Source organism: Streptomyces griseofuscus (assembly GCF_014673495.1).
In the GTDB taxonomy this organism is placed as follows: domain Bacteria; phylum Actinomycetota; class Actinomycetes; order Streptomycetales; family Streptomycetaceae; genus Streptomyces; species Streptomyces murinus.
The window spans coordinates 8,600,555-8,614,560 of record NZ_CP051006.1 but is presented as its reverse complement, the minus strand read 5'-3'; the positions used below and the strand labels follow the sequence as shown (position 1 = coordinate 8,614,560).

Annotated in this window: 12 protein-coding genes and 3 pseudogenes; 6 read left to right on the top strand and 9 right to left on the bottom strand. The window is 70.2% G+C overall.

What is annotated here, in order from left to right:
- Positions 1–127: 127 nt before the first annotated feature.
- The 3 genes from HEP81_RS38675 to HEP81_RS38665 are packed head-to-tail and all read left to right on the top strand — an operon-like array spanning position 128 to position 3,710.
- Entirely contained in the window at positions 128–1,411 is a 1,284-nt protein-coding gene (locus HEP81_RS38675) for a lycopene cyclase family protein (protein ID WP_078967673.1), read from the top strand.
- A complete protein-coding gene (locus HEP81_RS38670) occupies positions 1,408–2,136 on the top strand; it encodes a class I SAM-dependent methyltransferase (RefSeq protein ID WP_037662110.1) in 729 nt (242 codons plus the stop codon). Before HEP81_RS38675 ends, HEP81_RS38670 begins: the two co-directional genes overlap by 4 nt.
- On the top strand, positions 2,133–3,710 hold the full coding sequence (locus HEP81_RS38665) for an FAD-dependent oxidoreductase (protein WP_172637062.1): 1,578 nt from the start codon (positions 2,133–2,135) through the stop codon (positions 3,708–3,710). Before HEP81_RS38670 ends, HEP81_RS38665 begins: the two co-directional genes overlap by 4 nt.
- 217 nt (positions 3,711–3,927) lie before the next feature.
- On the opposite strand, the gene HEP81_RS42255 is transcribed toward HEP81_RS38665, so the two are convergent.
- Positions 3,928–4,686, bottom strand: coding sequence for an ATP-binding protein (locus tag HEP81_RS42255; protein WP_274599516.1), 759 nt, complete (start codon positions 4,684–4,686; stop codon positions 3,928–3,930).
- Positions 4,687–5,084: 398 nt separating this feature from the next.
- On the opposite strand from HEP81_RS42255, the gene HEP81_RS38655 reads away from it, so the two are divergent.
- On the top strand, positions 5,085–5,651 hold the full coding sequence (locus tag HEP81_RS38655) for a dihydrofolate reductase family protein (protein ID WP_037662109.1): 567 nt from the start codon (positions 5,085–5,087) through the stop codon (positions 5,649–5,651).
- Between the two features lie 268 nt (positions 5,652–5,919).
- Here the strand turns inward: HEP81_RS38655 and HEP81_RS38650 are convergent, their stop codons facing one another.
- The 3 genes and pseudogenes from HEP81_RS38650 to HEP81_RS38640 all read right to left on the bottom strand — a co-directional run.
- Complete coding sequence (locus HEP81_RS38650) at positions 5,920–6,345, bottom strand: SRPBCC family protein (protein ID WP_037662106.1); 426 nt, start codon at positions 6,343–6,345, stop codon at positions 5,920–5,922.
- 135 nt (positions 6,346–6,480) lie between these two features.
- Positions 6,481–7,017, bottom strand: a complete 537-nt coding sequence (locus HEP81_RS38645; RefSeq protein ID WP_051850575.1) for an MmyB family transcriptional regulator — start codon at positions 7,015–7,017, stop codon at positions 6,481–6,483.
- Between the two features lie 382 nt (positions 7,018–7,399).
- Positions 7,400–7,726 (bottom strand): annotated as a pseudogene (locus tag HEP81_RS38640) (SDR family NAD(P)-dependent oxidoreductase); the annotation flags it as partial.
- A 131-nt stretch (positions 7,727–7,857) separates the two neighbouring features.
- On the opposite strand from HEP81_RS38640, the gene HEP81_RS38635 reads away from it, so the two are divergent.
- Positions 7,858–8,448: a TetR/AcrR family transcriptional regulator gene (locus HEP81_RS38635; protein ID WP_037662104.1), complete on the top strand. Its 591-nt coding sequence runs from the start codon at positions 7,858–7,860 to the stop codon at positions 8,446–8,448.
- Between the two features lie 157 nt (positions 8,449–8,605).
- Here HEP81_RS38635 and HEP81_RS38630 read toward each other — a convergent pair whose 3' ends face one another.
- Positions 8,606–8,803: a NucA/NucB deoxyribonuclease domain-containing protein gene (locus tag HEP81_RS38630; protein WP_037662103.1), complete on the bottom strand. Its 198-nt coding sequence runs from the start codon at positions 8,801–8,803 to the stop codon at positions 8,606–8,608.
- Positions 8,804–9,008: 205 nt separating this feature from the next.
- Between HEP81_RS38630 and HEP81_RS38625 the strand changes: the two are divergent.
- Positions 9,009–9,771 (top strand): annotated as a pseudogene (locus tag HEP81_RS38625) (helix-turn-helix domain-containing protein).
- Between the two features lie 227 nt (positions 9,772–9,998).
- On the opposite strand, the gene HEP81_RS38620 reads toward HEP81_RS38625, so the two are convergent.
- From HEP81_RS38620 to HEP81_RS41965, 4 genes and pseudogenes are all read right to left on the bottom strand, one after another.
- On the bottom strand, positions 9,999–11,279 hold the full coding sequence (locus HEP81_RS38620; protein ID WP_190276080.1) for a serine hydrolase domain-containing protein: 1,281 nt from the start codon (positions 11,277–11,279) through the stop codon (positions 9,999–10,001).
- A gap of 223 nt (positions 11,280–11,502) precedes the next feature.
- Positions 11,503–12,168: a response regulator gene (locus tag HEP81_RS38615; RefSeq protein ID WP_037662141.1), complete on the bottom strand. Its 666-nt coding sequence runs from the start codon at positions 12,166–12,168 to the stop codon at positions 11,503–11,505.
- Complete coding sequence (locus tag HEP81_RS38610) at positions 12,161–13,348, bottom strand: sensor histidine kinase (RefSeq protein ID WP_037662102.1); 1,188 nt, start codon at positions 13,346–13,348, stop codon at positions 12,161–12,163. Before HEP81_RS38610 ends, HEP81_RS38615 begins: the two co-directional genes overlap by 8 nt.
- A gap of 505 nt (positions 13,349–13,853) precedes the next feature.
- Positions 13,854–13,955 (bottom strand): annotated as a pseudogene (locus tag HEP81_RS41965) (SpoIIE family protein phosphatase); the annotation flags it as partial.
- Positions 13,956–14,006 lie beyond the last annotated feature (51 nt).

Below are 14,006 nucleotides of genomic sequence, written 5' to 3'. Positions count from 1 at the left end.
TACAAACTGCGGTATATCAGGCAAGAGCGTCTGGAAGCAGGCAACGGCGCCCCCGGCTCGGAGTCCACGCCGTAGGCCCCTCCGCCGGCGGCCGCGTACGTGTTGGATCGGATCGGAGGCAGACGCAGTGCCGGATACGGACGTGGCGATCGTGGGTGCGGGCGCTTCGGGGCTGTCGCTGGCCCACCGGCTCGCCGGGAGCGTTGCCGGCCTACGCACACCCTCCGCGGTCCTTCTGGACGCGCCGCCCGGCCCGCTGCGGCCACCACCGAGGACCTGGTGTTACTGGACGGCAGGTCCTGGACGGTTCGACGCAGCGGTACGGGACGAGTGGCAGCGGCTCAGGGTTCGCCCGCGCACCGGCGCCCCTATCGAGGGAGACATCACCCCGCTGCAGTACCGCATGATCCGCTCCGACGACTTCGAACGCCTGGTCGCCAGGAACCTGGCCCGCACCTCCAACGTGCGGCGCCTGGAAGCGGTCGTCGAAGCGGTGGAGGACGTGCCCGGCGGCGCCCACGTCCATCTCAGAGACTCCCGCGGCCGGGCGCGGGTGCTCAGCGCCCGCTGGGTGTTCGACTCCCGCCCCCTCGGCGAGCTTCCCGCCGCCCGAACGACCATGCTTCAGTGCTTCCACGGCTGGTTCGTGCGCACCGCCCGCCCGGTTTTCGACCCCGCCGTCGTGGAGCTGATGGACTTCCGCACCCCTCAGCCCGCCCACGGCCTGTCCTTCGGCTACGTACTGCCGACCGGACCGTGTGAGGCGCTCGTGGAGTACACCGAGTTCTCCCCTGTTGCCCTCGCTCCGGAGCGTCACGAGGCAGCCGTACGGCATTACGCCGACGAGGTGCTGCGGCTCGGCGAACGGCAAGTGCTGGCCACTGAGACCGGCCTCATCCCGATGACCGACGGGCTCTTCCCCCGGCAGACCGGAGCCTCCGTCTTCCGCATCGGTGCCGCCGGCGGAGCGACCCGCCCCGCTACCGGCTACACCTTTGCCGGACTTCAGCGCCAGACCAGAGCCATCGCCGACGCCCTGCGTCGCGGACGCCGCCCGGTGCCGCCCCCCGCCCACCGGATGCGCGCGCGTGCCATGGACGCCGTCCTGTTGCGCGCCTTGGAGAGCGGCCGGGCCAACGGCCCGGAACTGTTCAGCCGCCTGTTCACCCACGTGCCGATGGAACGGCTGCTGCGCTTCCTCGACGGAGACACCCGTCTGCACGAGGACGTGTCGATCGGCCTGCATACGCCGGTCCGGCCAATGTTGCGCTCCGCCCTGGAGCTGCGCGGTCTTCCCCGCCGCCCCTCCTACCTGGCCACGCCCTCACGCCCGCTGGCGCCTCCCGCAACTGCGCCGCTGCCCGCGCCGGACGCATCCGCCCCGCACCTCCCCCCGACGGAGACCCCATGACGCAGCTGCGCGACGACCACCTCGCCGCCGCTTTCGATCACGCCTCCCGCACGTACGACACGCTTGTGGCCGCCAACCCCGGTTACCACGCCCACCTGCGCCGCTCGGTGCGCCGACTCGGCCTGCCCGTACCCGGCCAAGGACTACGCCTGCTCGACCTCGGCTGCGGCACCGGCGCCTCCACCGCCGCGTTGCGCTCCGTCCTGCCCGCCGCCCGCATCACAGCCGCGGACGCCTCGGCCGGCATGCTCCAGCGAGCCGCGGCCAAGCCGTGGGCGGACGGGGTGACCTTCGTCCACTCCCCCGCCGAGCAGCTGCACCAAGCGGGGGTGCGTGGCCCCTTCGACGCGGTGCTCGCCGCCTACCTCTTCCGCAACGTCACCGATCCCGACGCTGTCCTCGCCACCGTGCGCGAGCTGCTGCGGCCGGGCGGCCGTCTCGCCGTGCACGAGTACACCCTGAGCGGACGCCACACCGACCGCGCGGTGTGGACGCTGGTATGCAGAGGTCTCGTACAGCCTGTCGCGACCCTGCTGGGGGACGGCCCGCTGTACCGGCACCTGTGGCGCAGCGTGCTGGATTTCGACACCGCTTCCTGTTTCGCGCGGCGGCTCGACGCGGCCGGCTTCGACAAGGTCCGCTCCCTGCCTCTGCCAGGCTGGCAGACGGGCATCACTCACACCTTCCTCGCCTGCCGAGCGCACGACCACGGGCGAAACGCATGAGGTCGCCGCGACAGGGCGCCGCGCGCCGGGGGCGCGACCGGCGGGCACTCGTGCTGCCCGCCCCGTCCGGAACCCCCCGGGTGCAGGGCACCCCACCATCGGTGGCGGTGGTCGGCGCCGGCATCGCCGGCCTGGCCGCCGCCACCGTGCTCGCCGAGCGCGGCGTGTCCGTCACCCTGTACGAGAAGCGGCCGTACCTTGGCGGCCGAGTCGGCGGATGGCCGAGCGAACTGCGCGACGGCACCACGGTCACCATGAGCCGCGGCTTCCACGCCTTCTTCCGCCAGTACTACAACCTGCGCGGACTCCTGCGCCGCACCGACCCCGGCCTTCAGCGGCTCACCGGTCTCCCCGACTACCCGCTGCTCCACGCCGACGGCCTGCACGACAGTTTCCGGTACGTCCCGCGTACCCCGCCGCTCAGCGCGCTCGGCTTCGTCGCACTCAGCTCCTCCTTCCGGCTCGCCGACCTGCGTGCCATGAACCCTCTGGCGGCCCTCCCGCTGCTCGACGTGCGGGTGCCGCAGGTGTACGACCGACTGGACGGCATCAGCGCGCACGACTTCCTGGACGCCGTGTGTTTCCCCGACAGCGCCCGGCACCTGGCCTTCGAAGTGTTCTCCCGCAGCTTCTTCGCCGACCCGCGGCACTTGTCCGCGGCCGAGATGGCATTGATGTTCCACATCTACTTCCTTGGCTCCGCCGAAGGGCTGCTCTTCGACGTACCCAGCGCCCCTTTCGCGGCCGCCTTGTGGGATCCGCTCGCCGGCTACCTCACCCGTCACCGCACGGAGGTGCACCTCGGCGTGGCCGTCGAGCACATCGCGCCCACCCCGGACGGCGGTTTCGTTGTGGCTTCCGAACGGGAGGAGCGCCCCTACGACGGCGTCGTCCTCGCTCTGGACAGCGCGGGGCTGCGCTCGCTGGTCGAGAACTGCGGGCAGCTGGGCGACGCGCCCTGGCGGGAGCGGATCGGGCGGCTGCGCACCGCTCCGCCGTTCCTGGTCAGCCGCCTGTGGTTGGACCGCCCGGTCGCACCCGATCGGCCCGGCTTCCTCGGTACCAGTGGCTTCGGCACCCTCGACAACATCAGCGTGCTGGAACGCTATGAGGACGAGGCGGCCCGCTGGAGAGCGCGCACCGGGGGTTCTGTCGTCGAACTGCACGCCTACGCCATGCCACCTGGAGCCGTCCGGGAGGTCGAACACAAGCGCCTGCTCGGCCAACTCCACCAGGTGTATCCGGAGACCAGCACAGCCACGGTCCTGGACGCCCGCCACGAATGGAATGCGGACTGTCCCCTCTTCCCGGTGGGCGGCTACCGCGACCGACCCACCGTCCGCACTGCGCACCCGCGGCTGGTCATGGCCGGCGACCTGGTCCGCACCGACCTGCCCGTCGCACTCATGGAACGAGCAGCCACCACCGGCTTTCTCGCGGCCAACGCCCTGCTGGAACTATGGGAGGTACGGGGTCAGACGCTGTGGACGGTACCGGACCGCGGTCGCAACGCGATGTTGAGGGCCCTGGCCGCACGGGAACTCACGCCCACCGTCCGCAGACACTCGGGCTGACGCAGCCCCCTCCGCACGATGCATCTCCCACCAACGTGGCGGACCATGGCGTTATGCGAGGCTGGCATCGCCTGACCGGCAAGCGCAGCAGTGCAGTGCACAAGCGTTCCATCCGCTTCCGCACCAGGGAATGCGAGGAGGAACGAGTTGGCCTGGGCGCAGTGATGGCGATCCTTGCCTGCGTGGCCTTTTACTCACTACTGCTACTTCTCGCGGTTTACGTGATCTCTGGTGGCTCACGCACGGCATGCCGGAGTGGCCGGGATGACGCCACCGGGACCGGCTGAACAACCACGTAACCGTGCTGGAGCATCTGCACCGGGCCACAGGCCGGACGGCAAGAGTCAGAGGCCGTCTGCGAGAAAATCCTGGCGCTGTGCCCGGCCTCTCCATCACCGCGCCTCTGCCTCCAGCACTCGCTCCGCCTGCCCGCGCGACCGAGGGGCTGTGTGAGAAGCGGTAGATCTGGTCGGCTGGGACGCGGCGAGCGGCAAGGCAGCGGCCTACCCGTACTTCCCTGTCGGCGGTCTCTGAACCTGGACCCCCTTGGGGTCGGTGAGTTTTGACCCCGTGTGAGTAGTTGTTTTATCCGGTTGCCGCGCTTGGTGTGCCGGCCGATGTCGCGGTCTTTGAGTCGGTAGGAGTCTCCCTTCAAGGAGAGCACATCGGCGTGATGGACGAGACGGTCGACCCACTGGCAGGCGGTGGCGAACGCGACGCGGTGTCCGGCCTGGCAGGCGGAGATCCCCAGGGCGATGGCCAGGTGTGTCTTGCCGGTGCCGGGCGGGCCGAGGAAGACCACGTTCTCCTTGCCGGTGATGAAATCCAGGGTGCTCAAATGGGCCACCGCCTCCCGTTTCAGCCCGCGCAGGTGAGCGAAGTCGAACTCCTCCAAGGTCTTGCGGGCGGGGAAACGGGCCACGCGGATGCGACCCTCTCCGCCATGCGCCTCTCGGGCGGCGACCTCGCGCTGCAGGCAGGCGGCCAGACTCCTGATGTGTCCAGGACTCGGTGGTGGCGCGTTCAGCGAGCCGGTCGGCAGCGTCCAGCAGGGCCGACGCCGGTGGCCGCGCCCAGCTTCGGCGCGCTCCAGCGCCGCTCCGTGCCGTGCGGCGGATGCGTCGGGGGACTACGTTCAGGGCGCCGGGATTCCGCGTCGAACGCCAAGGCCCTGGACGTGCCCGGCAGTTTCACACATCCATGGCAACTCTTCGCGAGGACAAGGTCGAGATCGGACGCCTGCCCGTGGCGGTCGAGTGCACCACGCTGGGTCCCGGGCACGAAGACTGTCGGCGAGCCCGGATCGCGCATCGATGAGTTTCCCGACTCACTCTGGTCTGTACGCCGGACACCCACGAGACGGGAGGCTGGGCCGTGCGGAAACTGGTCTACGGCATGAACCTGACGCTGGACGGCTACATCGCCGCGGCCGACGACGACATCGGCTGGAGCGGACCGCCGAGCCACGAGCTCTTCCAGTGGTGGCTCGACCACGAACAGGCGAGTGGCCTGTCCCTGTACGGGCGCAAGCTTTGGGAAGCGATGAGCTCCTACTGGCCGACCGGCGACCAGGACCCCAACGCCACTCCTGCCGAGATCGAGTTCGCCCGCAACTGGCGGGACACTCCGAAGGTGGTGTTCTCCTCGACGATCAAGAAGGCCGACTGGAACACCCGCCTGGTCACCGGCGACGCGATCGCCGAGATCATCCGGCTCAAGGCCGAGGACGGCGGCCCGATGAACATCGGCGGCGCAACCCTCGCAGGGGCGGCCATGCGCGCCGGGCTGATCGACGAATACGTGATCGCCGTCCATCCGGTGCTGGTGGGCGCCGGCACGCCGTTCTTCACCGCGCTGGACAGCTGGGTGAACCTGAACCTGGTGGAGACGCGGGCCTTCCCCGACGGCGTGGTCCTGACGAGATACGAAACGAGGCACTGAGCAGCGTCCCGCCCCTTCACCGTCGTGGCACCCCAAGCCGGGATAATCCGACCGGGGGTGGCGTGTGTGGTGGCCGATCGGGGTGGGCACGGCCCTCATGCGTTGGCCCTACCCCTGCCGGTCTGGAGATGTGTCTCCACGGGGCAGTCGTGGTGTGCGCGGCGGGCCGGGATGTCGGTACGAGGCCGTCCGCACGGCTGCGTTCGAGCCTCCGGCCGCCGCGTCGGTGATGTCCCGTTCGTGCGGCGGCCGGACGCGCCCGGCTGGGTCAGGAGGAGGCGGTTGCCTCAGCAAGCTTCTGGAATTCGCCGAGATCGTAGTTGGCGAGCGTCGAATCGAGATTGGTCAGGGCGCCGAGATGCTCGACGAATCCCTTCGGGTCGTACTCGATCTGCAGGGTGACACGACTCGTCGTGTCGCTCAGGCGGTGGAAGGTGACCACTCCGGCGTGATCGACACCTTCGACGGTGCGCCAGGCGATGCGGTCTTCGGGGATCACCTCGGTGAGCTCCGCGACGAATGCCTTGTCAGCTCCGGGCAGTTCCAGCTTCCATGCGAAGCGCTGCCCGTCCAGCTTGTCCACCCTGGCCACATGACTCAGGAACTTCGGCCACCGGGTCACATCGCTCCACAGCGCCCAGGCGACGGAAACAGGAGCCTGGAGATCAACAGTTTCCACCAGCGACGCAGACATTTGACATCTCCTCAGGTCAACGGACGATGCACCACGCGTACCCCGGCAGGGGCTGCTCATACGGCCTTCACGGCAGTCGCCGTCGGGGGTGCGGCCAGGGTGTGCCCCTTCGGGACCGGGCGCGGGGAGGGCGGTTCAGGGGCTGGGCGGGCTGGACGAACATGCGCGGTCCTCGGCCGGGTGAGCGGGGGCCGACCCCCCGGCGAGGAGGCACAGGGCGTGATCGGAGGGGCTGTCGGGTTGTGCGGTGTAGAGACAGAGGGCTTGGCCGGCGTCGTCGGGGACGGTGAGGGTCTCGTATTCGAAGGTGAGCTCGCCGACGAGCAAGTGGCGGTAGAGCTTGGTGCCGTGGGTGTGTTCGAGTACATCGCGGTCGGCCCACCACTGGCGGAAGCCCTCGTCCCGCACGCACAGTTCGCCGATCAGTTCGGCCAGGCGCGCATCGTACGGGTGGCGGCCGGCGTAGAGACTCAGAGCGGCCGTGGTGCTGCGGGCGGCCGCCTCCCAGGCGGCGAGGATGCCGTGGGCGGTGGGGTCCAGGACACGCAGCAGTCCGGGACGTACCCGCGGGGTCGGTGCGGGCCGCGGTCTGGGTCTGGGTCTGGGTCTGGGTCTGGCCGAGTCGAACAGGTGGAAGGCGCTCGGCGGGGCGGGCCTCAGGTCTCGGGCCACGGTGGAGCACGGCGGTGGAGGGGTTCAGCAGTCCTGGTACCCGGCGCCGGCCGTCATGCGCGGGCAGCCCGGCCTCGTCGGGTCGGATCCGCGCCCGGCGGGAGCGAAGGAGGTCGCGCGGCTCCAAATTGGTTCCGCGCTCCGCTGATGTACTCGTTTCCCCGGGCTAGGACGGCATGCGGAGCTCCGGGCAACTGCGGAGGGGGGCCTGTAAGGCCCCGGCGGGCCCCGGGCCCCCGTACCGGCACCGGCGGGGGCCAGAGCGGTGCTCTTCAGGAGTACGGATCCGACATGTCTTTCCGGAAGGACTCCCCCATGGCCAAGCCCCTGATCGTCATCGCCGGCGCCAGCTCCGGCACCGGCGCCGTGACGGCGCGCCTGTTCTCCGCGCGGGGTCCAGGCTGCTCTGTTCGATGGTGCCGACCTGGGCGGCTCCGGCGTTGTTGATCAGAGCGTCCAGACCGCCGTACTCGGCCACGACCTCGTGCAGGCAGGCGGCGATGCTCTCCGGGTCGGTCACGTCCAGGCGCTTGACCTGGATGCGGTCGGCCACGTCCGCCTCGGCAGCGGCCTTGCGCAGGGCGTCGGCCTTCCTGGTGTCGCGCATGGTCGCGATGGTCGTCCAGCCGGCCCGGGCCGCGCCGACGGCGGCGGCCAGGCCGATACCGGAGGATGTGCCGGTAATCAGGACGGTCTTCGGGGAGGTCATACGGGTCTTCCTCAGCTGGGGAGCGTGACGGGCCGCGCCCGTAACCGGGGAGTTCCCCGGTTCACCTCGAACGGTAAGCGGGGAACTCCCCGGTTGTCCAGTTAGACTGGTCCCGAACGAAGGGAGCACACGTGACCGCCCAGCCGAACGTGCTGCGCGCCGATGCCCGGCGCAACCGGGAGCGCATCCTCGAAGCAGCAGTCCGCTCCTTCTCCGAGAAGGGCGCGGACGTCGCGATCGACACGATCGCCAAGGCGGCGGGCGTCGGCTCGGCCACGCTCTACCGCCACTTCCCGACTCGTGAGGCACTGGTCGAGGCGGCCTACCGCAACGAGCTGGCCCGGGTCTGCGACAGCGCCGCCGACCTGCTGGCCGGCCACCCGCCGGACCGGGCGCTACGGCTGTGGATGGACAGGTTCATCGACTACCTGGCCGCCAAGCACGGCATGGCGGACGCCCTGCGGGCCGCGGTCGCCACCGGTGCCGACCCCTTCGCAGAGACCCTCGACAGGCTCGGCACCGCCATCAGTACCCTGCTGCACGCGGGTGCCGATGCCGGCCTCCTGCGCTCCGACATCGACCCCCTCGACGTCGGCTTCAGCCTTTCCGGCCTCGCGCTGGTGACCAGCGCTCCCGGCCACCGCGAACGCGCCGGCCGCCTCCTCGACCTGCTCCTCGACGGCCTCTGCCACACGGCGCCCCGACCCACGCCGACCCCGTGACCCGCAGGATCTGCGCGACATCCTCCCGAGGACCGACAAGCTGGACAACCACCGCGTGCTCCAGCAGATCGCGCTGTTCTTCCACCGGAGCGAGAGTGCCCCGCTCCCGGGTACTTCGGGGGCGGGGCACCTCGTCAGGCGGTGACTCCAAGCGCGGTCAGGCGATCACGTAGAAGGGATCGCCTGCCATGAAGTGCGTCTTGCCGCGCCAGGCGGTGATGCGTCCGCCCTGGGACTTGTTCTCGCTGACGTCGACCCAGGTGATCTCCCGCTGCTTGGCGGGGAGATGAGTGTCGCCCTCGTGGGAGGAGGCGAAGCGGTACTCGTCGCACGAGGTGCGGCCGGCGCGCTTCATGTCGGGCGGCGCGCGCTGAAGGCGGCGATGAGGACATCCGTCACTTCGGGGCACGACGCGACCGCCAGAACGCACGCCTGTGCGGGAATCGGGTCCGGCCGAATGAGGTCGGCGAGCTCCTGGTCGCCCGTTCCGGGCACCCCCCGCCGGGCAATGGGCGCGGACCTGCCAGCCCGCGGGACGCCCCGCCGCCTCGGTCGAGACGATGACGTTCGGCCGCCTTCGCGAGCTGAACGACGGCGGCACGCAGCGCGCCGACTTCCATGTCCTTGCCGTCATCGACGCCGGGCCCGGCCCGGTCGCCGTCGATTTCCACGCCACCCGCTCGAAGACCGGTCCGCGGTGTGGATTCCGCCCGGCGCGGTGCACCGGTGGGATGAAATCGCCGATGTGGCAGGGCATCTCGTGTTGTTCGTGCCGACAGCGCCGGTCACCCACGCGACCCGAGAACTGGCCGCCTCCCCTGACCCGGCCGCGCACTGGAGCATCCCCGACGCCGACTGGCCCTTCGTCGACGCGGCGCGCAGCCATCTCCTCCTCGAAGCATCCGCCCCGCCCAGTGACTCCCGGACAGAGCTGCCCGAAATCCTGCTCTCCGCGCTCATCACCCGGCTGCACCCGCCGCACGCCGAAGCACGGCTCACCCTCAGGCGTTCCGGTTGTTCCGCTCCAGCGTCGAAGCGCACTTCCGGCAGCATCACGAGGCCGGCTACTACGCCCGTGCGCTGGGATACGCGCCCCGCACCCTCTCACGAGCGGCACAGCAGGCCACCGGCCGCACCGCGAAGGCGTACATCGTCGAACGGATCGTCCTGGAGGCCAAACGGCTCCTCGCACACGACCGCCTCACCGCCGCCCGCTGCGCCGACGTACTCGGTTTCCCCGACACATCCAGCCTCTCGATGGTCTTCCGCAAGACGACAGGTATGCGCCCGGGCGCGTGGCAGGCGACGGTGGCCGCCGAGTGAGGGCGTCCGGCTCAGAGCCCTTGGCGGCTTCCTCCACCAGGATCCGCTCGACGTGAACGAACCCCCCTGTTCCGCCAGTGCCGGTCTTTGGGTGGCGATGCCTCAGGAGGCGGCGCGGCATGCGGGTCGTCCGGCCTCTCGTGCAGAACGCACGTGAAGGCAGCCGTCATGTACAGGTTGGCAGCGAGGCGGTCGGCAAAGGCGAAGGCGGCTCATGTCCGCAGCCGTCAACCGGTCGGGCTGGCCGAGGGCTGGGGCTTGCCGAGCATTTGGCAGGTCGCGGCGTCTACGAGGGCCTTGTTCGCGGTGGCGGCCTTCTTCTCCTTGATGCCGAAGTTCGTGATGGTGAAGACCGCGACACTACGGGTGCCGGTGGCGTCGGTGTACATCTCACTGGAGTAGCCGGGCAGGCCGCCGGTGTGACCCCAGACCGTGCCGCAGGGCGTGTCCACCTTCATCAGACCCAGACCGTAACCTCCGCCCTCCTCGGGGGCGTCCACGGTGGTGCGCATCTGCTTCATCTGGGCCTCGGGCAGCAACCGGCCGGACATGAGCGCGGTGAGGAAGCGCTGCCAGTCCTGCGCGGTGGAGACCATACCGCCTGCCGCCCACGACCAGCTCGGGTCGATGGCGGCGGTGTCGATGTTGTCTCCGGGGCGTTCGGGGCCGGCGAATCCGACGCCCTCGGGCAGGTCCACGGTCCCGGAGAGGAGGGCCTTCAGGCGCTTGGCGTCCGGCTCGTAGCCGGTCGCGTGGCGTTTCCCGGCGGGCCAGGCCGCGTCCGTGGCCAGGAACGAGTCCTTCATGCCGAGCGGCTTGGTGATCTTCTGCTCGATCAGCTCTGCCAGGCTGCTTCCGGTGGCCTTCTCCAAAATCAGCCCGAGAGCCTCGTAGTTGGCGTTGCTGTAAGAGTATTTCTCGCCCGGTTCGGTCGGCGGGTCCTGCTCGGGAGTGCTGGCCAGAAGTTCCTCCGGCCTCCACGTGCGCTGCTCCTGACCGGTGAGCGAGGGCAGGAACTGGGGCGTCAGCAGGAAATCTCCCAGGCCGCTGGTGTGGTTGAGCAGCATCCGTATGGTGATGTGCTCACCGCCCTTGACCAGGCCGGGCAGCCACTTCTCGACCGTGTCGTCGAGGCCGATCCTCTTCTGGGCGACCTGTTGCAGGACGAGGGTCGCGGTGAGCGTCTTGGTGTTGGACCCGACTCGGAACTGGTCGCCGGCGGCGAGGCTGTGGTCGTCCTTGGTCCAGGCGGCTTGCTTGGCGATCTCGACGGGCTTCCCGTCGCCGGAGTCGACCCGGACGATGACGCCCAGGGAGCCGGTGTCTGCCGCCTGCTGCGCGACGCGGGCCAGCCGCGCGCCGGCCGCCGGGCTCGCCGTGCTTTGGCCGGCCGCCGGTTTGGCCTCGTCCGAGCAGTTCGCGAGCGCCGCACCCAGACAGGTCGTCAAGGCGATGGTCAGCGCTCCGCAGCGGATTCGGTGGCGGCGGGACAGTGTGGGTGCGGACATGGCAGTTCCCTTCGGCGCGTGACGATGTGCTGCGTGCGTCGAGGGACCGAAGATCGCCTGATGAGCGGCCGTTCGGCGGGTCCCGCGCACACCATCCATTCAGTCAGTGGCGCGCCGCTGGTACATCGCTCGATAGTGGGCTTCCCCCCGGCGCGGGGTCACTCCAAGGAGTGACCCCGCGGGGCACGGCGCCCCGCCGGCCCGCCCTCCGACCGAGGACGGGTCAGGAAAGGGTGTTCCTGGCCAGCACCGCCGCCTGTGCCCGACTCTGGCAGCCGGTTTTCGTGAGCACGCGGCTGACGTGCGTCTTGACCGTGTGCAGGCTCACCACGAGCCGGTCGGCGATCTCGGCGTTGCTCAGCCCGTCCCGGACCAGACGCAGCACGTCGACCTCCCGCTGGGTGAGGTCCCTCAGCCGGGCCAGGTCATGGTCTCTGGGCTGGCGCCGCCCATTGAGATGGCCCTGGATGATCCGCTGGGTCACCGCGGGGCTCAGCGCACTGTGCCCCGCCGCCGCGGCACGCACGGCCGCAGCCAGCTCTTCGTACGAACTGTTCTTCAGCAGGAAGCCGGAGGCCCCGGCCATCAGCGCATCGTCGACGTAGGCGTCCAGGTCGAACGTGGTCAGCATGAGCGCCCGGCTGCGCCCCGGCCCGAGCAGGCCCCGGCGGCCCAGCTCGCCCAGCGCCCACAGGCCGTCGCGGCGCGGCATCCGGATATCCATCACCAGCACGTCCGGCCGCAATCGCGCACACGCCTCGACGGCTTCCTCACCGTCGTTCGCGGTGCCCGCCACGGTGATGTCCGCCTGGCTGTCCAGGATCACGCTCAGCCCGCTGCGGATGACCGGCTCGTCGTCCACGACGAGCACGCTGATCTGCTCAGGCATCCGCACGCTCCCACGGCATCGTCGCCGCAACACGGAAGCCGCCGTCACCGGTGGGGCCCGCGGTGAGTTCGCCGTCCAGCGCGCCCACCCGCTCCTCCATGCTGACCAGGCCGAGCCCGATGCCCGCGCCGGCCGCGGCCTGCCGCACGCCGCGGCCGTTCACGATCTCACACCGCAGCTCTCCGCCATGTTTTCCGCGGACGGTCACCTGGACGGGCGCTCCGGGCGCGTGCCGGCGAGCGTTGACCAGTGCCTCCTGCACCACGCGGTATACCGCCAGCTGGACCGGCCTCGGCACGGAGTGCGGCGCGACGTCCGTCGTCAGCTCGGCCGTTCCGCCCGCGGCACGGTGGCTGTCCAGCAACGCGTCCAGCTCACCGAGGTCCGGCACGGGCTGGAGCGGGACGGCGTCCGCGGGGTCGCGGAGCATCCGCAGCAAGTCACGGAGCTCGCCGCTGCTCTGGCGGCCCGCCGCCGCAAGGCCGTCGACCTGGGCACGGGCCCAGTCGGGCAACTCGCCGCCGCGGGCCCGCAGCGTCTCCGCATGCACGACGAGCAGGGTCAGCGAGTGCGCGACCACGTCGTGCATCTCACCCGCAATCCTTGTCCGCTCGCGTTGCGTGGCCTGTGCCGCCTCCAGGGCCTGTGCCCGGCGCGCGTCGACTGCCCGCCGCTCGGCCGCGGCCAGCAGTTCCTGCCGGGTGCGCGCGGCGAACCCCATCACCCAGGCCAGCGGCATCGGGGCCAGCGCGGCGAGGACGTCCAGGCCGCCCTGGAAGTCGCCGGAGTCGGTCGTCATCCGGTTCAGCCACAGACCGGCCACGCTCAGCATGCTGACGCCGAGGACCGCCGACACGGTCCGCCGCCAGCTCACGCTGTGGTGGCCCAGGTTGTAGAGCAGCACCGCCGGCGGCAGGAAGACCAGCGGCGACAGCTTGGCCCCCTCGCCCGCACTCCCCACCAGCGCCGCCAGAAGAGCCCCGAAACCCACGACGAAGGCGGTGGCCGGCAGCCGCCGCCGCAGCAGCACAACCAACACGCCCACCGCCTCGTACGCCATGAGCGATACCCAGGCCGGCCCGGAGGTGTCCACGTACGGCTGCGACAGCAGCGCCGGCACAAACGTCAGTACGACCAGCCCGGCATCGGCACCCCACCCGGGCCACCTGCCGTCCCTCATTCTCATCCGTCCGACACTACGACCTCGCACTCAGGTCTTCGTCACTCCAAAGAGTCACTTCGCGTCACCTCCCGTGCGGAGGATCGGACCCTATCCGTCCAAACCCGGCTGACGGCCTGAGTGCCGACTCGACGGCGCCGATCCGGGCGATGCGTGGCACGTGCTTGACCTTGGGGACTCACTCCATCCTGTGAGCCTCACCTCAATCAACGCAGTAACGATAAAAATCGACACTGTGCGCCCGCGCCTGTACGCGACATAATTCGACTGGTGAGCGGCGGACATGACGGAGCCGAGTGCACCCTGAGAAGCGCGGTGACATAGGCCGCGACGCGATCGGACGGAGGCTCCTGGGTCTCACCGCCGAGATAGCAGTCGCCTGTCGGTGGCCCTTGAGTATGTGGTGCGTTCCGTCATGCGAGCCGCATGCGGGGGGGCACGCCTGCGGTGCGATGCTCCCGGCGTGCATGCCGGGGCCGGACGCTCCCGTTTTCCAGTCCAGGCGGTCGTTCTGGGCCGTGGCGCGCAGGGTGTGGCGGGCCAGGGCGGTGACGGTCGCCGCCTCGGGGCCTTTGCCGCACACGTCACCGAGGAAGAACGCCCGTCGGGCGGCAAGAGAAACGGGAGAACCAGAAACCACCGCCCTCGGCCCGATCGG